This is a genomic window from Nocardiopsis sp. NPDC049922 (assembly GCF_040660275.1).
In the GTDB taxonomy this organism is placed as follows: Bacteria; Actinomycetota; Actinomycetes; order Streptosporangiales; family Streptosporangiaceae; genus Nocardiopsis.
The window spans coordinates 12,759-33,970 of sequence record NZ_JBFAME010000001.1; the positions used below are offsets into that span (position 1 = coordinate 12,759).

Here is a 21,212-nt window from a genome sequence, read left to right on the forward strand (position 1 = left end):
ATCCGGGTCCGGGCCGACAGGGATCTGGACGCCTCGGCCGCTGCCCTGGTCAAGGTGCACGCCAGCGACGGATATCCGGGCGTTGGCGGCCTTCCCCGGTGTCCGGATACCGCTCAGGCCTCCCCGACGAGGTAGCGCAGCTCCTGGACGGCGAACCACATGAGCTCGTGCTCCTCGGCGGCGTCGGAGGCCGGGTCGGCCGCCGCCTCGGCGACGTCGTCCGCCGCCCCGGCGTCGTCCACGTGCGCGGAGGCCAGCTTCTTGTAGGGGACCGGCCCGGTGACCCGCACGCGGAGCACGCCCGGGCCCGCCGCGCCCACCCGCTCGACCACGTGGTCGGGCATGGTCGCGGCCAGCACCACCCGGCGGCGGGGGGCGGCGGGGTCGGCGGCCAGCAGGGTCAGCGACTCGTCGGCGGCGGCGTACATGGCGTCGTACTCGGCCTCCTCCGCGTCGACCCCGGAGTCGGGGTCGGCCGCGAAGGCGGTCAGCGGCGCTCCGTCCACCCGCCCCTCCTCAAGGACCTTCGCGAGGGCGGGGACGGTGCTGGGCAGGAAGACGTACATCGGCTCTCCGGAATGGTGTGCGGTCCCCATGAGTCTGCCAAGGAACGGCCGGTGGACGCGCCACCGCCCCGCCGCACGCCACCCGGTCAGGCCGCTCTGGAGTCCTCGGCGTCGACGTCGACGGACAGGAGGCGGGCCAGTTCGCGACGGGTGGTCGCCGCGTCGGTGTGCAGGAGACCGGTCATGCCGAGTTCCTCGGCGGTGCGGACGTTGTGCTCCAGGTCGTCGATGAACACGCAGTCCCGCGGGCGCAGGCCGAGGAGTTCGCAGGTGTGCAGGTAGATCCGGGGTTCGGGCTTGCGCATCCCGACCTCGCCGGAGATGACGACCTCGTCGAAGGCGGTCTCGAAGTGCTCACGGGGGTACCCGTTGCCCCAGGAGTTGGACAGCAGGGCGGTGCCGACGCCGGACCGCCGCAGGGCGCGCAGCGTCTCGTACATCTCGTGCACGGGGTCGAAGCGGGCGAACATGCGGTGGATCAGGCCCTCGGCGGCCACCGTGCCGCCGTCGCTGAGCCTGAGCAGGGCGGCCAGGTCGCGCTCGAACGTCGCGGTGTCGATCTCACCGCGCTCCAGCGCGTGGACCGGGTTGTTCCCGTCCAGGCTGCCGTCGAAGTAGGGCCGCATGACCCGCTGGTAGTGGGCGCCGTCGATGCGCTCGTCGTCGAGCCAGGCGCTGATGGCGTCGAGCAGCGGCGTGGTGAGCACTCCGCCCCAGTCCGAGATGACACCTCGGCGTGCGCTGTCCATCATCCGATCCCCTCCATCCGTGTCGCGGACGTGGTCCGACCGGTGCTCGGAGGGAGCCCGAGTGCCGGGCGGGGAACGGTTCTTCCCGTTTCGCACACGTTTCAACCACCCAGGGGGCTGGGTGGTCAGTAGCCGAGTCCCGTTCCCGCCTCCACTCCGGCACCGGGGATGTCCACGGGAAGGGTCCCGGAGGGCTCCACCTCGCCCGCGATCACGCGCGCGGCAGCGGTCCGGGACACGTCCACCGACGAGTAGACCGCCAGGTACGTGCCGACCTCGGGGAACGCCTCCAGGTCGTACGGACCGCCCTGGGCGACCACGATGACCGGCGTCCCCTGCGCGAGCGCGAACTCGACCGGGGTGCGCTGCACCGCCGACCCCCGGGCGCCGTCGGTGCCGACGACCACGACGTCGGCGCCGGTCTCGACCACGCTGAACCCCGCGTCGAGCAGGCCGGAGGCGATGCGGTCGGCCCCCTCGCCGCGCACGCTCACGGTGGTGCCCTCGGCCAGGGGGAGGAGCCCGTCCTCGTCCCGGACGAGGGTCGCCGACGCGTCGGCGACGCGCTGGGCGGCCTCGGCGTGCGCGGGATCGGTCACGGCCGCCTCTGCGGCCTCGGGGTCGGCGGGTGCGGGCGGGTCCTCGGTGAGGATGCCGCGCTTCTCCTTGAGGGCGAGCACGCGCAGGACGGACGCGTCGACGCGCTCCTCGGTGAGACGGCCCTCCTCGACCGCCGCGCGCAGGGCGGCGACCGCGGCGGCCGGGTCGGGCGGCATGAGCAGCTGGTCGACCCCGGCCTCGACGGCGCGGACGGCGATCTCCCCGTCGGAGTGGGTCTGGCGCACGCCCTCCATGTTGAGGGCGTCGGTGGTGACGACGCCGTCGAAGCCCAGCTCGTCGCGGAGGACACCGTCGATGAGGGCCGGGGAGAGCGTGGCGGGCTGGGGGTCCTCGGAGGCGTCGAGCCCCGGCATGAGGACGTGGGCGGTCATGACGGCGTCCACCCCGGCGTCGACGGCGGCGCGGAACGGCGGCAGGTGCTCGGCCTCCCACCGGTCGCGGGGCAGGTCGATGACGGGCAGCCCGGTGTGGCTGTCCACGTCGGTGTCGCCGTGTCCGGGGAAGTGCTTGACGACCGGGACCACCCCGGCCTCGGCGTAGGCCTCGGCCTCCGCGACGGCCATCTCGGCGACCAGGTCGGGGTCGGCGCCGAAGGAGCGGACGCCGATGACCGGGTTGTCGGGGTTGGTGTTGACGTCGGCGACGGGCGCGTAGTCGAGGTTGATCCCGAGCGCGGTGAGCTCGGCGGCGGTGGTCGACGCGAGCAGCTCGGCCATCGCGGGATCGCCGGTGGCGCCGACGGCCATCGCGTCGGGGAAGCGCGTGCCCACGGGCAGGCGGGCGACTTTGCCCTGCTCCTGGTCGACGCCGACGAACAGCGGCGTGCCCGGTCCCTGGGCGGCGGCCAGTTCCTGGAGCCCGGCGGACATCGCGGCGATCTGGGGCGCGTCGGCCAGGTTGCGGTCGAAGTAGATGACGCCGCCGGGGCGGTACGCCTCGATCTGGGCGGCGTTCTCGGCGGCGGTGGTGCCCTGGGCGGTCAGGACGAGGAGCTGGCCGATCTTGTCGTCGAGCGTCATCTCCTCCAGCACGCGCGGCGCGAGGACCGGCTCGAAGGGCTCGGGGCTCGGGCTGGGGCTGGGCCGCGGTTCATCGGCCTGGGGCGACGAACCCACCTCCTCCGTGGTGCAGGCGGACGCGATCAGGGCCAGGCACACGCAGACCGGGGCCAGCAGGTGCGACAGTCTCATGGCGGGCCGTTCTCCGGAGATCATCTGGGCTCGCCGGAGACTACCCCGTCAGCGGAGGTGCTGGGCCCCGGCCGCGCCGGGAGGAGCCGGGATGGGTACCGGCTCCGTCCGGGCGGCGCGGGGATCAGCCCCAGGTGAAGAGGGGGTCGCCGTGGCCCACCGCGCCGTCGGCGGGCCCGGTGAGCGCGTCGGGGGCGGCGTCCAGGGCGACGACGGGCACGGCCGGGGACCTGCCCAGGGCGGCCACCCGTCCGGGGGACCAGCGCACCACGGGGGTGCCCGCGCTGACCTCGGCGCCCTGGTCGACGAGGAGGGCGAACCCCTCCCCCGCGAGCTCCACGGTGTCGATGCCCAGGTGGACGAGGACGCCCCGGACGCCGTCGGGGGACATCACCACGTACGCGTGGGGGTGCAGCTTCACCACGGTTCCGTCGATGGGCGAGCGCGCCTCCTGGGGGTCGTCCGCGCCCTCCGTCCCCGTCTCGGGGTGGACGGCGACGCCGGGGCCGACCATGCTCTGGGAGAAGACCGGGTCGGGGACCGAGTCCAGGGGGCGGGCCGTGCCCGGCACGGGGGCCAGGACGCGCAGTGCGTGATTCGACATGCGGGGGGCAACCTTCCTCGGGTGGGTGGTCAGTCGAGCAGGTCCTGGATGTCGTCGGCGAGTGACTCGGCCTCCGGTCCCACGACCACCTGGACGACCGTGCCCGCGGCGAGGACGCCGATGGCGCCCGCGGCCTTCAGCGCGGCCTCGTCCACCAGGCTGGCGTCGTTGACCTCGGTGCGCAGCCGGGTGATGCAGCCCTCGATGTCCTCGATGTTGTCCGCGCCGCCGAGCCCGGCCACGATCGCGGCCGCCTTGTCCGCCATGAATCCTCCGTAACGTGTGCGCTCACAGGAGTGGGTTCCTGAGGGTTGACGCGAGCCTACGGCCCCGGACCCCGCCGCACCAGGCTTGGGCGGGATCCGGTCTGGACCGGAGCCGGGATCAGGAGGTCTGGGTGACCTTGTTGAGGCCGCGCGGGACGTCCGGGTTGTAGCCGAGGCGGCGGGCGAGGTGCTCGGTGAGCAGCTGGGCCGGGACGATGAGGTTCATCGGCGAGACCCACTCGGGCACGTCCGGAACGGGGACGGACAGGTCGCTGGCGGCGGCGAGGGCGTCACCGCCGCCGAAGCCGAAGACCGGGGCGCCGGCGGAGCGGACGCGTTCGGCGAGGGCGACCGTGCCCTGGAGGGTGGGGCCGGTGGGGGCGGCGACGAGCAGCGCGGGGGTGCGCGGGTCGACGACGGCGATGGGGCCGTGCAGCAGGTCGGCGTAGGACAGCCCCATGGCGTGGAGGTAGCAGGCCTCCTTGAGCTTGAGCGCGGCCTCCAGCGCGGTGGAGAAGGCCATGCCGCGGCCGGAGATGACCGCGCCCTGGACGGCGACCATGCGCTCGACGATCTCCTCGACGGCGTCGGTGGGCGCGGCGAGGGTCTGCTCGATGCCGTCCGCCACGCGCTCCAGGTCGCCCGCGTCGAGGTTCGCGCCCAGGCCCAGGGCGAGGACGGCGAGGGCGGCGAGCTGGGTGTTGTAGGTCTTGGTGGCGGGCACCGCGACCTCGTTCCCGGCCTGGGTGACCAGGGCGACGTCGGCCTCGGCGGCCAGCGGGGAGTCGGCGCCGTTGGTGACGCCGACGGTGCGGGCGCCGCAGTCGGCGGCCCAGCGCATGGTCTCGACGATCTCCTCGGTCTTGCCCGACTGGGAGATGGCGACGGCCAGGACGCCGGACAGGTCGACCTTGGCGCCGTAGGTGGTGGCGATGGAGGGCGAGCCCAGGGTGGCCAGGCGGCCGGTGTGGGCCTGGAGCAGATAACCGCCGTAGACCGCGGCGTTGTCGGAGGAACCGCGCGCGATGAACAGCACCTGCTTGGTGGTGCGGCCCAGAGCCTCGATCTCCGGGCGCAGCGGGAGCAGCTCCGCGAAGGTGCGGCGCAGGGCCTCGGGCTGTTCGGCGATCTCGGAGCGCATGACGCTCGTGGTGGTGGGCATGGACACCTTCCCTGGGGTTCGGGCCGCCCCGTGTGGAATGTGTTGACACGCGGACGGAGCTGTGGTCTAGTCCGGACTATACCAGTCTCATCCCTATCCTCCCGGAGTCGGGGCGGTCCCGCCGCCCCGGCCCACCGGGGCCCGTGGCGTTAGAGTCGTACGCCGACCACCCGCCGAACGAGAAGGCCGTCCGCCCATGCCGATCGACCCCAGCAACCCGCTCCCGAAGTACAGTCAGCTCCGCGACCTGCTCCTGGACTGGATCACGGAGGCCGGGCTGGGCGTGGACGACATGATCCCCTCCGAGCGCGAACTGAGCGCCACCTACCAGCTGTCCCGCATGACCGTGCGGCAGACCATCGACCTGCTGGTGTCCGAGGGGCGCCTGTACCGCGTCCCGGGCAAGGGCACCTTCATCGCCCGCCCCAAGATCGAGATGTCCCTCGTCCTGGCCTCCTTCAGCGAGGACATGCGCGCCCGCGGCTACGAGCCCGGCGCCCGGGAGCTGATCCGCCAGGTCATCCCGGCCAGCGGGCACACCGCGCGCATGCTCGACATCGCGCCCGGCACCCTGGTCCACCACATCGAGCGGATGCGCACCGCCGACGACGAGCCCATGGCGGTGGAGCGCTCCAACATCCCGGCGACGATGGTGCCGGGGCTGGAGGACTTCGACCTGGCCGAGCGCTCCCTGTACGAGGTGCTGGAGAACGAGTACGACATCCTCCTGGACTCCGGTGAGCAGACGATCGAGGCGGGCATCTGCGACTCCGCGGACTCCCGCCTGCTCGGCCTGCCCGCCGGCAGCCCGGTGCTGGTGATGCAGCGCCGGAGCTTCGCGAAGGGACAGTGCGTCGAGTTGGCGCTGTCCACCTACCGCGCCGACCGCTACCAGCTGCACTCCAGGCTGGACCCCCGGCGGCACGGAGACTGATTCCGTTGCGCCCACGCGGCGCACATCCGTGGAAGGCCCCCCATGAGTCCGGACAAATCCCCCACCACGTCAGCGAAGAACACGGCGACCGACAAGCGGTCCTCCACGACCCTGGCGGTGCTGCAGCGCCTCGGCCGCAGCATGATGATGCCGATCGCGGTCCTGCCCGCGGCCGCCCTGCTCCTGCGCCTGGGCCAGCCCGACCTCCTGGGCGCCGACGGTGTCGCGAGCTGGCCCGGGATGGGCTGGATGGCGACGGTCTCCGGCGTGGTCGGCGCCGCCGGCGACTCGCTGTTCCAGGCGATGCCGCTGCTCTTCGCGGTCGGCGTGGCCATCGGCTTCGCCAAGCGCGCGGACGGGTCGACCGCGCTGGCGGCCCTGGTCGGCTACCTGGTCTTCGACCGGGTGTCCAAGCTGCTCTTCTTCGAGCAGGGCGGCGAGATCGGCGAGCGCGTCAGCTTCGGCGCCGCGGGCGAGGCCGTGGTCAACTGGGGTGTGAAGAACCCGAGCGACGTGCTCGGCGGCATCGTCATCGGCATCGTCACGGCGCTGCTGTGGCAGCGCTACCACCGGATCAAGCTGCCCACCTGGCTGGGCTTCTTCGGCGGGCGCCGCTTCGTGCCCATCCTCATGGCGGGCGTCGCCACCCTGATCGCCGTGGTCTTCGGTCTGGTCTGGCCGACGGTCGGCGGGTGGATCAACGACTTCGGCACGTGGATCATCGGGATGGGCTCGGTCGGCGCGGGCGTCTACGGCGTGGTCAACCGCCTGCTGCTGCCGCTCGGCCTGCACCACATCGTCAACTCGGTCGTGTGGTTCGTGTTCGGCGAGTACACCGACCCGGAGTCGGGCGACGTGTTCCTGGGCGAGATCAACCGCTACCTGGCCGGCGACCCGACGGCCGGCGGCTTCCTGTCCGGCTTCTTCCCCGTGCTGATGTTCGGTCTGCCGGGCGCGGCGCTGGCGATCTGGCGCTGCGCGCACCCGACCCAGCGCAAGGAGATCGGCAGCCTCATGGTGGCGGCGGCGCTCACGGCGTTCGTCACGGGTATCACCGAGCCGATCGAGTACGCGTTCATCTTCGTCGCCCCGGTGCTGTTCGCCGTGCACATCGTGCTGACGGGCATCTCGATGGCGGTCCTCAGCGCCCTGGACGCGCACCTGGGCTTCGGCTTCTCGGCGGGAGCGATCGACCTGCTCATCAACGCGACGAAGTCGAACACGACCGGGCTGCTGTGGATCCTCGCGTTGGGGGTCGGCTACTTCTTCCTCTACTACTTCGTGTTCACCTTCCTCATCCGGAAGATGAACCTGCCCACGCCGGGCCGTGAGCCCGCGGAGGACGACGCGACCGGCAAGGCCGACGCCGGTGCCTCGGCACCCGGTGCGGCCGGGGGCGGCGGCGAGGAGAAGGGCGACCGCACCGGCTGAGCCGCCCACGGTGGGGTCCGGCGGTGAGGAATTCGGCGAAGTCGGGTCTCCTCACCGCCGTCCGCTCCGAATGCGGGAGGTAACGAACCTTCTGGAAAGGCGGAGCGATGAACACGCGGACTCCGAAGGCGGCGTGGTGGCGCCGTCCCCTGGTGGTGTGGCCGGTCGCCGGTCTCGTCCTGGTCCTGGTCGCGACCGGCCTGTGGGCCTTCCAGCCCTGGCGGTTGTTCACCACGCGCACGGTCGAGGAGCCGCCGCCGGTCGCGGTCGCGGCGCCGAGCGACTCCGACGGCGAGGGCCGGGCCGACGACGGGGGCGACGGCGCGGAGGACGGCGCGTCAGCCGGTGCGGAGGAAGAGGAGACGGCGCCGGTGGTGCTGGCGGAGGGCGAGTTCGTGACCCAGGAGCACGACACCTCCGGCACGGTCACCGTCCTGGAGCTGTCCGACGGGTCGCGCCACGTCCGCGTGGAGGACCTGGCCACGAGCGACGGCCCCGACCTCCACGTCTGGATCACGGACCAGGAGGCGGGCGGCGACTGGTTCAAGTACCGCGACGGCCGGTACGTCGCCCTGGGCGAGCTGAGGGGCACCCACGGGTCGGCCAACTACGAGATCCCGGCGGACGCCGACATCTCCGGTATGACCAGCGTGGTCATCTGGTGCGACCGCTTCTCGGTCGCCTTCGGATCGGCCCCGGTCGAGTTGTAGGCGCTGAACCGTTTCGTGGTCTATGACCGGTAGATGCCGCTATGCGCCCTGGATCCGCTAGAAATACACCATGGTGCTCAGCAATCTCATCTATAAGCACGAACTACGCGTGGCCAGAAAGGCGGGTGTCACCCTAGGACGCGCGTGGAGGGACCAGGATCTGGCGTCGAAGCTCCCCGCCGTCCGCTCGGGTGACACGGACGCGGCGGTCATGCTGCTCAAGACCCTGGACCCGAACCTGCGCGCCCTGCGCGTCGATGTCCTGGGAACGGAATGCGTTCCCTTCCTGGACACGATCGAGGATGGCCTGAAGCGGAGCGATGACCCCGATCTCGCCCTCCTGGCCGGAACGACGCGGATCTTCGCGGCGTGGAAGGTCCGGACCGGCGCGTGGGCCAAGGACGTGAGCAGGGAGCGCTTCGACGAGTTCCACGCCATGCTCCCCCCGGCCTACGAGCACCTGGTCCACGCGACCAACGCGGCCCCGGAGCGACCGGACGCGTTGAACCGTCTACAGTGGTTCGGCCTGGGAGCGGGGATGCACCGCGAGGACCTCGACTTCCTGTGGGAGCGGATCATCGATCGCGATCCCTGGCACCACGCGAGCCACCAATCCCGCCTCCAGGTCCTGTGCCAGAAGTGGAAGGGCTCCCACGAGGAGATGTTCGCCTTCGCCCGGCAGGCCGCCGCCCACGCCCGTGCGGGCGACCCGCTGCTGGAGCTGGTGCCGCGGGCGCACGTGGAACGGTTCATGATGCTGCAGCGGGAACGGGAGGACGACGTGGTGACCGTCGGCGACCTCGTCTCCCTGCGGAAGGAGTACCTCACCGACCCTGGGGTGCGGTCGGAGATCATCGGCGCCGCGGACCTGTGGCTGTCCGGGGACAACGACCACCCCGGCAGGGAGGAGATCGCGCACGAGTTCGGCGCCGCGCTCTACTTCGCGGGCGAGACGGAGCTCGCGGCCCGTGTTCTGCGACTGGCCGGGAGGACCATCCCGGAGTCCTCGGCGTGGATCCAGTGGGAGTTGAGCGCGGAGTACGAGTACGTCCGTGCCCGACGCAAGTTGGGGATCCCCCTGGCGAATCAGGTTCCCCTCCGTACCTGAGGCACCGCGGTCGCACCCCGAGGGCCTCCGGTCTCCCCGCGGACACCCCCGTCCGCGACGGGGCGGCCGAAGGCCCTTCGCCCGCGCGAGCACGGAGCCTTCCCGCCGAACACGGGTCAGAAGGAACGAACGCCCCCGAACGTCGGAACGCGTGTGGGCGCGACCAGGTCAGGTCGCGCCCACACGCGTTCAGCGGCTACCGGCCGTGGCTACGTGGCGGCCGGGGCGCCGTGGCACTTCTTGAACTTCTTGCCCGAGCCGCAGGGGCAGGGCGAGTTGCGGGCCGTACCGGCGTACTCGTCGGCGGCCTCGCTGTGCTGCTCGACCCCGCCGCCCTCGCTCGGAGCGGAGTACTGGAGCCGGTCCGGGCGGTCCTCGCCGAAGCCGGGGACGACCACGTCCTCGACGGGCTCGGCCTCCTCGCTGGGGGCCTCGGCCGCGGCGGCCTCCTCGTCCTCGTCGACGACGGTCGCGACGGCCGTGGCGCCCGCGGCCCCGCCGACGCTCGCAGCGGTCTTGGCCGCGGCGGAGGCGGTCAGGGTCGGCTCCTCCTTCTTGCGGACCTGGACCTCCACGTTGAACATGTAGCCGACGGACTCCTCCTTGATGGCCTCCAGCATCTGCTGGAACATGTCGAAGCCCTCGCGCTGGAACTCGATCAGCGGGTTCCGCTGGGCCATCGCGCGCAGGCCGATGCCCTCCTGGAGGTAGTCCATCTCGTAGAGGTGCTCACGCCACTTGCGGTCCATCACCTGGAGGATGACCCGGCGCTCGACCTCGCGCATGGTCTCCTCGCCCAGCTCGGTCTCGCGGGCCGCGTAGGCCTCCTTGGCGTCCTCCACGACCCGGTCGGCGATGAGCTCCGCGGTCAGGGAGGCCACGTCGCCGTTCTCGTCGATGAACTCGTCGACGGAGAAGCTGACCGGGTAGATCTGCCGGAACGCGCGCCAGAGCCGGTCGAGGTCCCAGTCGTTCGGGTCGCCCTCGGAGGTCTCGGCGGTGACGTAGCCGCGCAGCACGTCCTCGAGCATCTCGACGACCTGCTCGCGCAGGTCCTGGCCCTCCAGCACCTTGCGGCGCTCGGCGTAGATGACCTTGCGCTGGCGGTTGAGGACCTCGTCGTACTTGAGGACGTTCTTGCGGATCTCGAAGTTCTGCGTCTCCACCTGGCCCTGGGCGGACGCGATCGCCTTGCTGACCATGCCCGACTCGATCGGCTGGTCGTCGGGGATGTTCAGCTGGTTCATGAAGGCCTCCAGGCGGCTGCTGTTGAACAGCCGCAGGAGGTCGTCCTGAAGGGAGAGGTAGAAGCGGGAGATGCCCGGGTCACCCTGACGGCCGGAACGACCGCGCAGCTGGTTGTCGATGCGACGGGACTCGTGCCGCTCGGTGCCGAGGACGTACAGGCCGCCCGCCTCGACGACCTTCTCGTGCTCCTCCTCGTACTCCTTCGTGGCCTTCTCCAGCGCCTCCGGCCAGGCCTCCTCGTACTCCTCCGGGGTCTCCAGCGGGCTCAGGCCGCGGTTCTGGAGCTCCTCGTCGGCGAGGAAGTCGGGGTTGCCGCCGAGCATGATGTCGGTACCGCGACCGGCCATGTTGGTGGCGACCGTGACGGCGCCGAGCTTGCCCGCGCGGGCGATGATCGCGGCCTCACGGGCGTGGTTCTTGGCGTTGAGGACCTCGTGCGGGACGCCCTCGCGCTTGAGCATGCGGGAGAGCAGCTCGGACTTCTCGACGCTGGTGGTGCCGACGAGGACCGGCTGCCCGGCCTCGTGGCGCTCGGCGATGTCCTCGGCGACCGCCTGGAACTTGGCGTCCTCGTGCTTGTAGACGACGTCCTTGACGTCGTCGCGGATCATCGGCTTGTTGGTGGGGATCGGCACCACGCCGACGTCGTAGGTCTGGCTGAACTCCGCCGCCTCGGTCTGGGCGGTACCGGTCATGCCGGACAGCTTCTCGTAGAGGCGGAAGTAGTTCTGGAGGGTGACCTTGGCCAGGGTCTGGTTCTCGTCCTTGATCTTGACGCGTTCCTTGGCCTCGATGGCCTGGTGCATGCCCTCGTTGTAGCGGCGACCCGCCAGGACGCGACCGGTGAACTCGTCGACGATGAGGACCTCACCGTCGCTGACGATGTACTCCTTGTCCTTGCGGTACAGCTCCTTGGCCTTGAGCGAGTTGTTGAGGAAGCTGATCAGCGGGGTGTTGACGGCCTCGTAGAGGTTGTCGATGCCCAGCCAGTCCTCGACCTTGGCCACACCGGACTCGGTGATGCCGACGGTGCGCTTCTTCTCGTCGACCTCGTAGTCGTCGTCGCGCTTGAGGCGGGGGGCGATCTTGGCGAACTCGGCGTACCAACGGGAGTTCTGCTCGGAGGGGCCGCTGATGATCAGCGGTGTGCGCGCCTCGTCGATGAGGATGGAGTCGACCTCGTCGACGATGGCGAAGAAGTGCTCGCGCTGGACGGTGTCCTCCAGGGACAGCGCCATGTTGTCGCGCAGGTAGTCGAAGCCGAACTCGTTGTTCGTGCCGTAGGTGATGTCGGCCTGGTAGGCCGCGCGGCGGGCGGACGGGGTCATCTGCGGGCTGACCACGCCGACGTCCATGCCGAGGAAGTGGTAGATGCGGCCCATGTTCTGGGCGTCGCGGCGGGCGAGGTAGTCGTTGGTCGTGATGACGTGGACGCCTCTGCCCGCGAGGGCGTTGAGGTAGACCGCCAGGGTACTGGTCAGGGTCTTGCCCTCACCGGTCTTCATCTCGGCGATGTTGCCGAAGTGGAGCGCGGCGCCGCCCATGATCTGGACGTCGTAGGGCCGCTGGCCGAGGGTGCGCTTGGCCGCCTCGCGAACGGTGGCGAAGGCCTCCGGGAGGAGGTCGTCGAGCGACTCGCCGTCCTCGTACCTCTCCCTGTACTCCTTGGTGAGGTCCCGCAGCTCCTCGTCCGTCAGGTCGACGTAGTCCTCCTCGAGGGAGTTGACCTGGTCCTTGAGCTTGGTGAGCCGGCGCAGGATCTTTCCCTCACCCGCGCGCAGGAGCTTACTGAGTATCCCTGGCACTTCCTATGCGCTCCTCGCAGATCGCGGTTGGCTCCACGGACGTGGAGAGTCAGACCTGGGCCCGCGGACCGCCCGCTCCAGCGACCGCGGTGGACGCCGGGGGTTCCTGGGCCCTCGGGGCTCCATCCTAGAGGACCACGGCCGCGAGCCCGGCAACGTCGAAGCGGCTACACTCCGAACGCGGCCGGATACCGGTCGGAACCACCCCGGTCCGCCCCTTTTCCTACCCTCCTACGAACGTATGGAACGGGTTCGGATGTTCCCCGCCTTTTCGTGGTGTTTGTGCGGCCCGTGGCACCCCAGTGGGTAATGGATTCATATGAGGTCGCGCCGATGACCCGTGTTCTCCGTGGTGCCGTGGGCGCGACGCGTGCCGGAGGGGGATGGCGATGCGAGCGAGCCGAAGGAAGCGGGAGACGGAGACGGCCGAAGGGGCCCCGGCCCCGCGCACCCCGTTCGAGTTCATCGAGGGTGCGCTCTTCCAGCCCGGGGCGAAGGCCCCCAAGCCCGTGGTGGACAACGACCCCGGGTCGTGGTGGGAACGGCGCCGGCCGAGGGACGATGAGGGATTCGGGCACATCCGGGGGTTCCAGCGGCAGGGGGGCAACCTCGCGCCGACCGCCCACCACCGTGGGAGCCCGGCGTCCTGGGTCGCGGTCGGCCTGGCCTTCGTCGGGTTCGCGATGTGCGGACTGGCCGTGGTGCTCGGGTGGACGGCGTGGCTGCTGATCGTGGGCGGTCTCCTGATGGTGGCCGCGCTCGTGGTGGCCGTCGTGTGGGACATCCTGGCGGACGTGGTGCTCGACCCGCCCAGGTACGAGTCCGAGGAACCGCACGCCACCCCGCTGCACCAGATCAAGCAGGAGCAGGCCCGCCGACTCGGCTGACTACTCTCCCCGGGGCCGTGCGTGCCAGTGGTCGCGCACGGCCCGCCCCTGTGCCCAGGACCGACGAGACGTCGGGACACGGCGGGACACAGCGGGCGCGACGGCGTGGCGCCCACCACGCGATGTCACCTCTCCGGCCTGGTCCGCCCAGGGGCCGGAGGGCGACCCCCGTGCCCCCGTCGGGGCCGTCCGCGACGGCGTACCGGCCGACGCACGGGCACCGGTCATGACGCGAGCGGACCCGCCCCGGGCTCGGGGCGGGTCCGTGTGCGGGACGCGGGGGGCCGACCCCGTGGACGGGGCCGGGGAAGGCGGGGCCGCCCTCGTACGGGCGGGACGCGGGCGGGCCGCCTTCGCCTCCGGGACACCGACCGACGGCCGGCTCCCGATCCTCGGCGACCTCAGTCCACGAGCCGGAGGACTCCGTAGTTGAAGCCCCTACGGCGGTAGACGACGCTCGGAGCGTCCTTCACCTCGTCGTGGAAGAGGTAGAAGTCGTGTCCGACGAGTTCCATTTCCATCAACGCCTGGTCGATGCTCATCGGCTTGGCCCGGTGGAACTTCTCCCGAACGATGACGGGAGTGTCCCCCTGGGTGTCGAGTTCGACGATGTCCTCGGAGAACCGCTCGCTGACCGCCGTTTCCCCGAGCTCCTCCTCCCCGCGGCGCTGGACGGGGGGCGCCTGTTCCGCGGTGGTGGTCTCGGTGACGAGGTTCCCGGCGAGGTTCGCGGTCGCGGCCGCGACGGACACCGGGGCGTGGTTCCCGCGGTGGACCTTGCGTCGGTCCGCCGCCTTGCGGAGTCGGGCCTCGATCTTGTCGATGGCGAGGTCGAGAGCCCCGTGCCGGTCCGCGGCCGCCGCCTCGCTGCGGATGACCGGACCGTTGGAGTGGATGGTCAGTTCAACCCGCTCGCGAACGTCGGCGAGCTTGGGGTTGCGCTCCGCGGACACCTCCACGTCGACGCTCATGCCCTTGCGCTCCCACTTGGAGAGCCGTTCGAGCTTGTCCTCGACGTGCTGTCGGAACCTCTCGCTCACATTGGTGCGTCGACCCTTGACGATGATGTCCATAGGACCCCCTTCATCGCGTGGCCGCCGTGAAGGCGACGGCCAGGCTGGTTCTTCTCCCTTCCGCCGTGGGGAGCGGAAGAGTGTCGCGCTAGCCCCCTTCCGCTGGTGACCCCGTCTGGTCGGGGCCACGGCTCGGTTGGATGTGCGTATACCCACCAGAAGCACGGTCCTCACGCGCATCAACACGTGAATCGAGACCTTGGAACAGGGTGGACGGACACACGTCGGATTCGTGACGGAATGCTCGCCGCCGGGGGGACCGACGGTCCGAAGAGGAGTGGGGCGAGCGCGTGGCACACGTCCCCCGGTGGTGAGGAACCGGGTATGACTGGGGGGACGTGCTCCCGCGGGGTTCACCCTCGACGGTGAACCCCCGCGCGAGGGCATGCCACCCGTCCGGCCGACCTGGTCTTCGTCCCCACATCCGCCTGCTGAGAGTGTCGCCGCTCTTGTCCGCGACTACTGCTCTTCTCCCTGTCATGAGGGACATCGGGACCCTCCGCGGGGCAGGGCTTACCTCTAAGGCGCACCGTGATCGGTCGACGAAAAGTCGCCTTACGTGGGCCGTTTCGCCTGCGCCTGGCATCGGCTTGCCGGAACCGCTCCCCGGCTTTCCCAGGAGCTCGGTCGTTCCGGCGCAACCACGGACCCGGACGGGTGCCATACCTGGACCGTAACCTGTCCCGGCGCGTCTGTCAGGTAGCCAGGGTCTCCCCCTCTCCTCGCCGAACACCACAAACCCCTGTACAGAGGGGCTTTTCACCCGTTCACGAGAGCTTCGTAAAACCTTCGCCGCCGGTACTCGCCCTCACGGCCCGGCACCGGTCCGCCCGGGGTCCGCCCGGGGCGGACCCGTGGCGACGGGTCCGCCGCCGCGCCCCGACGGACCGCTCTCCGACCGGCCCCACCCGACCGCGCCCGCGTCCTGTCCGCCCTGTCTCGGCGCGCCCGCGTCCCGCGAGCCCCACCCCGGCGCACCCGCGTCCCACCGGCCGCGGTCGGGCGAACCGCTGTCCCACCAACCGCGCTCGGCCAGCACCACGGCGCCCGCCACCGGAACACCCGCGCTGCGCAGCGCGCGCGTGGCCTCGGCGACCGTCGCCCCGGTGGTCAGCACGTCGTCCACCACCACCGCCCGAAGGCCCGGCCCCACGCCGCCGCCCACCGCACCGGGATCCGCCGCGAAGGCACCCCTCCGGTTGGTCAGGCGCTCGGCGCGACCCAACCCGACCTGGGGTCTGGCCCGTCGCCGGTACCGCAACAGCGGAACCACCCACCCCGCACCGCCCGAACGCTCCAGGCACACCCCCGCCAGCCGGTCGACCGGACCGGAGCGGCGCCACGGCGGACCCCGTCCTGGCACCGGCACGAGCAGGGTGTCCGGTCCGGACCACCCGGTCGCCGCGTACACGGCGGCGAGGCGGGCGCCGAGCGGAGCGGCCAGTGCGTCGACCCCGCCCTCCTTGAAGGCGAGCAGGACGCGACGGTCGAGCCCGGCGTAGGGGCCCGCCGCCCAGACGGGTGGGCACCCCGGCCGCGGGGCGCACTGCCGGGGCCGCCGTTCCAGGAGCGTCCGGCAGTCACCGCACAGCGGCCCGGGAGTCCCCGAGCAGGCCGCACAGGGTTGGGGCAGCAGTAGGTCCAGCAGCACCGCGAACAGGCGCTCCAGCACGCGCCCGATCCGGCGGATCAGATCGTTCATGCCCTCAGGATCCGCTGGTGGAGGGACGGCTGCCAGAGGGAATGCGGATCTGTGGACAACCGAGCCGCCGCACCGCGCCCGCCTCGGGCACCCGCGCTCCCGCGTCCGCCCGAGGAAGGACGTTCCGATCCGTGGACGACCAGACCGCCGCACCGCGCCCGCCTCGGGCACGCGCGCTCCCGCGTCCGCCCGAGGAAGGACGTTCGCATCCGTGGACGACCGGACGCCACTCCGCGCCCGCCTCGGACACCCGCACGCTCACGTCCGCCCGAGGAAGGACGTTCGCATCCGTGGACGACCGGACCGTCGCACCGCGCCCGCCTCGGACACCACGGCCGGGTCCGCGAGGGCGCGGACGGGGGGCGCGCGGACCGGGATCGCCGTGCTTCGCGGCTCCGGATTCCCGGCACCGGCGCGAGTCCCCGCCGCCCCGATCAGCCCGGGTAGGCCGGCGAGACTCCCTCCACCACGTTCTGCCAGTGCAGGCGGTCATTGGAGAGATACACGTTGCCGTCCTCGGCCCCCGCGATCAGCGGCTGCCCCGGAGCGCCCGACACGCTCGTCATCCCCGCGGGAGCCCCGGCGCTCGTGGCGGGCGTGCCGCCGTCCAGTGCGACCAGGAAGGCCTGGGCGGTACCGGCCTCACGGCTGCCCAACACGACCAGCTGGTCCCCCGAGCGCCACGCGATGTCCGTGACGTCGGCGAGCTCCCCGGCCAGCGTGACGAAGTCCCCGACCGACACCCGTCCGTCCCCGTCCACGACCACGCGTCCGACCTCCAGTGACCGCTGGCCGTCGACCTCGGTCACGACGGCGGCGCGGGCCCCGTCACGGGAGATACGGAACTCCACGACCGAGCGGTCGTCCAGCTCCGAGATGTCGACCCCGACCACCTCGTCGCCGTTGCGCAGCGTCCACAGGGCCGTCGCACCCGGCTCGGGCAGTGTGTCGGCGCTCAGGCTCTCCGGTGCGTTCCCGCCCGCCGGGTCGTCCCGGTCCTCGTCGTCGCCCTCGTCCTCCTCGGACTCGTCGCGCCCCGCGGGCCCCTCGGTCTCCTCGACCACCCACAGGTGGCCGTCCACGTCCCACGACAGGTCGGTGAAGACCCCGTCCGACAGGACCCTGCGAACCTCGGCGCCCGCACTGGCGAAGCTGGTCACGACCTCGCCGCCGCCCACGGTGATGCCCGCGACGGTGCTCTCCTGCATCGAGACGGCGAAGCGCTCCAGCGGCACGTCACCCGCGCCCAGCGGTCCGGGCACCCGTTCGGCGTCGGTGAACGCCTCCGCGCCGAGTTCGGCCGCCGACCACAGCTGCCCCTCCTGCATGTAGTAGGCGCGCAGTCCGGCCGCGGCCGCGCCGGGGCCCACGTCGGCCCAGTGGTCACTGCCGGGTCGGGGCAGCTCGGCGCTCTCCCCCTCCGCGCGCGGGAAGGCGACCTCGGAGTCGTTCACCACCAGCGTGAACTCCTGCACCTCGGGCAGCTGGCGCAGTGTCCAGGCGATCTGGGCGCCCAGACGGTACTCGTCGACCTGGCCCGCGCCGTCGACGCGGATCACGGCGCGCTCCTCGTCCACCTCCACGGAGGTGCTCTCCGGAAGGGTCGAGTTCACCGCGGGCGCCAACCAGTCGGTGGGACCCGCGACCAGGTGGTCCAGCAGGCGTTCGGCCAGCACCTCCGACTCGTCCGCGCTCACGGAGAGGTACACCGGGTCCGGCACCAGGGCGGACCGCTCGCGGTTGTAGTAGTAGAGGTTGAACGGCCGGTGCGTGCGCTCCACGTCGAGCTGGCTCAGGACCAACTCGTCGGTCAGTTCGCTCACCCGCCACTCGCCCTCGGGGTCGCCGCCCTCCCTGACCAGGGTGAAGGGGAGGTTCAGGAGCGTGCCGGGCTCGCTCGGGACGTACTTGCCGGACGCGTCGATCGTGGCCACCAGCGAGGTGCGCATCCGCACGGTGGCGGTCAGCCCGTCGGCGCTGATCTCCGAGGACAGGTCCACCGTCTCGGTACCGGAGTACACCTGGACGGTCTCGCCCGGAGACCACCGCTGACCGGTCTCCTCGGTCATGTAGCTGCGGGCGGCGTCGTGGTCCTCCTCGAAGCTGCCCATGTCCCTGAGGAACCCCCGGACGAGGGCCTCCGGGCCCATGCCCTGCTGCGGTCCGGCGGGCAGCAACCGCACGTACACGCCGCTGTCCCCCGCGGTGCCCCCGCCGTCACCGGGGACCACGGGACCGGTCACGGGCACGGTGGCGCAGGCGGCGAGCGACACGCACGTCAGCGCGGCCGCGGCGGACGCCCGCGCACCCCGTCGGATCCGATCCCTCACGCCTCCTCCTCACCCCGGTTGACGTGCTCTTCCTGCTGGTCGGAGCGGTCCGCGCGGTCGGGCCGCTCGGTCGTGCCCCCGCTGTCCCGGTCCCCGTAGGCGGCGAAGTTGCGGCTGATCGCGATCTCCGGAGGCACCAGGGGCAGCGGGGAGCCGCGCAGCTCGCTGCCGGACGTGCGCGGAAGCGAGAGGCGGAACTGCGAACCCTGCCCCGGCATGCCCCAGGCCTGGAGCCAGCCGCCGTGCAGCTGCGCGTCCTCCTTGGCGATGGCCAGGCCGAGTCCGGTGCCGCCGGTGGTGCGCACGCGCGCCGGGTCGGCCCGCCAGAAGCGGTCGAAGCACAGGTGCTCCTCCCCCTCCTTGAGCCCGACCCCGAAGTCGCGGACGGCCACCGCCACCGAGTCGCGGTCGCCCGCCGCCGCGACGATGACGTCACGGCCCTCGCTGTGCTCGATGGCGTTGACGATGAGGTTGCGCAGGATGCGGTTGATCCGGCGGGTGTCGAACTCGGCCACGCAGGGTTCGGCGGGCAGCCGCAGGACCACCTTGATCCCGCGGCGCTCGGCGATCTGCTCGGCGTCGCCGACGGCCTTCATCACGGCGTCGCGGATGTCCGCCGACTCGATGCCGAGGGTGGCCGCGCCCGCGTCGTGGCGGCTGATCTCCAGCAGGTCGCTCAGCAGCTCCTCGAACCGCTCCACCTGGCTCTGGAGCAGCTCGACCGACCGCCGCTGCGTGGGTTCGAACTCCTCGCGGTCGTCGAACAGGAGGTCGCCCGCCATCTTGATGGTGGTGAGCGGGGTGCGGAGTTCGTGGGAGACGTCGGAGACGAACTGGCGCTGGAGCTTGGACAGCTCCTCCAGCTCCTGGATCTTCTCCTGGAGGTTGCCCGCCATGTCGTTGAACGAGACCGCCAGCCGCGCGAGGTCGTCCTCGCCCTGCACGGTCATGCGTTCGGCCAGGTCACCCGCGGCGAGCCGCTCAGCCGAGCGTGCCGCGGACCGGACCGGGCTGACCACCTGGCGGGTGATGACGAAGGCGATCAGGCCCAGGAGCACCACCAGCAGCACGCCGACGAGCGCGACGGTGCGTTGGACCAGGTCGAGGATCTCCTGCTCGTGCTGGAGCGGGAAGACGTAGTAGAGCTCGTAGGCGTAGGTCAGCTGGGCGCCGACCACGAGGGCGGGTTCGGTGGATCCGTCCCGTTCGATGCTCGTGTACGTGTGGTACTGCTGCTCGGTGGACTCGGAGCGCCGGACCTCGTCGATGAGCCGCTCGGGAACGCTCTCCTCGAGCCGCTGGGGGGAGCTGTTCTCGTCGGTCGCCCACCCGTTCTCACCGCCGACCGACGGCAGGATCACCACGCCGTACAGTCCGGTGTCCCCGCTCCGGCTGTGCAGCTCGCTGGTGATGTTGTACAGGAGCCGGTTCCGGTCCCCGACCTCGTTCTCCCGCAGCTCGGTGAGCGCGAGGTTGAGCCCAGCCCGGTGGTCGTTGACGGCGGTGGAGATCTTGGCCTCCAGGAGGCCGCCGCGCACCTGGCTGACCAGGACGTAGCCCAGTCCCACCATCACCACGAGGGACAGCACCAGGGTCGTGGAGATGACCCGCAGGTGCAGGGAACGGCGCCAGTTGGTCTGGACACCGCGCACCAACGCGCGGGCGGCCCGCTGGGCGAAGGCGTAGGTCCTGGTCAGGCTGCTGCCCGGATCGCCCGACTCGTCCGCGGGCACTCCCGTGGCCGGGGCGGACCGACCCTCCCCGGGGTCGGCCCCCCGGTCGTCCTCGGGTACGGCTGGCGTCATGTGTGGGTGGGTCCGGATCAGGCGGTACCGGCCTTGTAGCCGACACCGCGGACGGTCACGACGACCTCGGGGTGCTCGGGGTCCTTCTCGATCTTGGCGCGCAGGCGCTGCACGTGAACGTTGACCAGGCGGGTGTCGGCGGCGTGGCGGTAACCCCAGACCTGTTCGAGCAGGACCTCGCGGGTGAACACCTGGCGCGGCTTGCGGGCCAGGGCGACCAGCAGGTCGAACTCCAGGGGCGTGAGGCTGATCTGCTCGCCGTCGCGGCGCACGGCGTGCCCGGCGACGTCGATGGTGATGTCACCGATCTGGAGGACCTCGGGAGCGGGCTCCTCGGTGCGGCGCAGGCGCACGCGCACGCGGGCCACGAGCTCCTTGGGCTTGAAGGGCTTGACGATGTAGTCGTCGGCGCCGGACTCCAGGCCGAGGACGACGTCGATGGTGTCGCTCTTGGCGGTGAGCATGACGATCGGGACGCCGGACTCGGCGCGGATCTGACGGCAGACGTCGATGCCGTCGGCGCCGGGCAGCATCAGGTCGAGGAGCACCAGGTCGGGTTTGGTCTCGCGGAAGGCCTCCAGGGCCTTGTCCCCGTCGTGGACGAACGACGGCTCGAACCCCTCCCCCCGCAGCACGATGCCGAGCATTTCGGCCAGGGCGAGGTCGTCGTCGACAACCAGTACACGTCCCTTCATAGGTGCGTCCGGCGCCGGACGCGGGCGCCCCTCGCGGGCGAACCTCGCGGCGCCTACTCCTCTCTCCTGGAACACTCGAGCGGCGGATGTGGGCGGTGCCCCGGTCCCCCGTGCGCGGGGAACCGCAGTCGTCCCCCAACCTTGCCACCTTCGGACAACGTTGGAAGAGGGATCGACGTTTTTTTGGCCCTGTGGGCCGGTTTCGGCCACCGGCGGCGGCGACCCGGCTGAGCTGCGCCGGGAGCGGTCACCACTGAACCGGTTGGTAACAGAAAGCATACAAAAGGAATGAAGTGCCTAGGTTGCGTCGGTCACTACCACGGTGC

At 71.4% G+C, this 21,212-nt stretch carries 17 protein-coding genes; 5 read left to right on the forward strand and 12 right to left on the reverse strand.

Translation table 11 applies throughout. The features are described from left to right. Positions 1-113: 113 nt before the first annotated feature. From AB0I72_RS00050 to AB0I72_RS00075, 6 genes are all read right to left on the reverse strand, one after another. Positions 114-566: a hypothetical protein gene (locus AB0I72_RS00050; protein ID WP_358562752.1), complete on the reverse strand. Its 453-nt coding sequence runs from the start codon at positions 564-566 to the stop codon at positions 114-116. A gap of 86 nt (positions 567-652) precedes the next feature. Further along, a complete protein-coding gene (locus AB0I72_RS00055; RefSeq protein ID WP_358562754.1) occupies positions 653-1,315 on the reverse strand; it encodes an HAD family phosphatase in 663 nt (220 codons plus the stop codon). 125 nt (positions 1,316-1,440) lie between these two features. After that, positions 1,441-3,126: a glycoside hydrolase family 3 N-terminal domain-containing protein gene (locus AB0I72_RS00060; RefSeq protein ID WP_358560699.1), complete on the reverse strand. Its 1,686-nt coding sequence runs from the start codon at positions 3,124-3,126 to the stop codon at positions 1,441-1,443. A gap of 124 nt (positions 3,127-3,250) precedes the next feature. After that, positions 3,251-3,730 carry a PTS glucose transporter subunit IIA gene (locus tag AB0I72_RS00065; RefSeq protein ID WP_358560702.1) on the reverse strand — a complete coding sequence of 160 codons (480 nt, stop codon included), beginning with the start codon at positions 3,728-3,730 and terminating at the stop codon, positions 3,251-3,253. Positions 3,731-3,759: 29 nt separating this feature from the next. Beyond that, positions 3,760-3,996 (reverse strand): PTS glucose/sucrose transporter subunit IIB, encoded by a 237-nt coding sequence (locus AB0I72_RS00070; protein ID WP_358560705.1) that lies wholly within the window; start codon positions 3,994-3,996, stop codon positions 3,760-3,762. Positions 3,997-4,114: 118 nt separating this feature from the next. After that, positions 4,115-5,158, reverse strand: a complete 1,044-nt coding sequence (locus AB0I72_RS00075) for an SIS domain-containing protein (RefSeq protein WP_358560708.1) — start codon at positions 5,156-5,158, stop codon at positions 4,115-4,117. Positions 5,159-5,354: 196 nt separating this feature from the next. On the opposite strand from AB0I72_RS00075, the gene AB0I72_RS00080 reads away from it, so the two are divergent. The 4 genes from AB0I72_RS00080 (at position 5,355) to AB0I72_RS00095 (ending at position 9,341) form a co-directional block, all read left to right on the forward strand. Further along, a complete protein-coding gene (locus tag AB0I72_RS00080) occupies positions 5,355-6,092 on the forward strand; it encodes a GntR family transcriptional regulator (RefSeq protein WP_358560711.1) in 738 nt (245 codons plus the stop codon). A 42-nt stretch (positions 6,093-6,134) separates the two neighbouring features. Continuing rightward, a complete protein-coding gene (locus AB0I72_RS00085) occupies positions 6,135-7,523 on the forward strand; it encodes a PTS transporter subunit EIIC (RefSeq protein ID WP_358560714.1) in 1,389 nt (462 codons plus the stop codon). Positions 7,524-7,630: 107 nt separating this feature from the next. Continuing rightward, positions 7,631-8,233: a DM13 domain-containing protein gene (locus AB0I72_RS00090; RefSeq protein ID WP_358560717.1), complete on the forward strand. Its 603-nt coding sequence runs from the start codon at positions 7,631-7,633 to the stop codon at positions 8,231-8,233. Between the two features lie 70 nt (positions 8,234-8,303). Further along, positions 8,304-9,341 (forward strand): hypothetical protein, encoded by a 1,038-nt coding sequence (locus AB0I72_RS00095; RefSeq protein ID WP_358560720.1) that lies wholly within the window; start codon positions 8,304-8,306, stop codon positions 9,339-9,341. Positions 9,342-9,550: 209 nt separating this feature from the next. Here the strand turns inward: AB0I72_RS00095 and secA are convergent, their stop codons facing one another. After that, a complete protein-coding gene (secA, locus tag AB0I72_RS00100) occupies positions 9,551-12,394 on the reverse strand; it encodes a preprotein translocase subunit SecA (protein WP_358560722.1) in 2,844 nt (947 codons plus the stop codon). 389 nt (positions 12,395-12,783) lie between these two features. Here secA and AB0I72_RS00105 point away from each other — a divergent pair, with 389 nt between their 5' ends. Continuing rightward, on the forward strand, positions 12,784-13,281 hold the full coding sequence (locus tag AB0I72_RS00105; protein WP_358560725.1) for a hypothetical protein: 498 nt from the start codon (positions 12,784-12,786) through the stop codon (positions 13,279-13,281). Between the two features lie 401 nt (positions 13,282-13,682). Here AB0I72_RS00105 and raiA read toward each other — a convergent pair whose 3' ends face one another. The 5 genes from raiA to mtrA all read right to left on the reverse strand — a co-directional run bounded on the left by raiA (position 13,683) and on the right by mtrA (position 20,886). Then, positions 13,683-14,354 (reverse strand): ribosome-associated translation inhibitor RaiA, encoded by a 672-nt coding sequence (raiA, locus tag AB0I72_RS00110; protein WP_358560728.1) that lies wholly within the window; start codon positions 14,352-14,354, stop codon positions 13,683-13,685. An 808-nt stretch (positions 14,355-15,162) separates the two neighbouring features. After that, on the reverse strand, positions 15,163-16,056 hold the full coding sequence (locus AB0I72_RS00115; protein ID WP_358560731.1) for a phosphoribosyltransferase family protein: 894 nt from the start codon (positions 16,054-16,056) through the stop codon (positions 15,163-15,165). Between the two features lie 434 nt (positions 16,057-16,490). Then, entirely contained in the window at positions 16,491-18,386 is a 1,896-nt protein-coding gene (locus AB0I72_RS00120; protein WP_358560734.1) for an LpqB family beta-propeller domain-containing protein, read from the reverse strand. Further along, positions 18,383-20,191 (reverse strand): MtrAB system histidine kinase MtrB, encoded by a 1,809-nt coding sequence (gene mtrB, locus AB0I72_RS00125; RefSeq protein ID WP_358560737.1) that lies wholly within the window; start codon positions 20,189-20,191, stop codon positions 18,383-18,385. The genes AB0I72_RS00120 and mtrB overlap by 4 nt, the downstream gene beginning before the upstream one ends. A gap of 17 nt (positions 20,192-20,208) precedes the next feature. Beyond that, positions 20,209-20,886: an MtrAB system response regulator MtrA gene (mtrA, locus tag AB0I72_RS00130; protein WP_017570965.1), complete on the reverse strand. Its 678-nt coding sequence runs from the start codon at positions 20,884-20,886 to the stop codon at positions 20,209-20,211. Positions 20,887-21,212 lie beyond the last annotated feature (326 nt).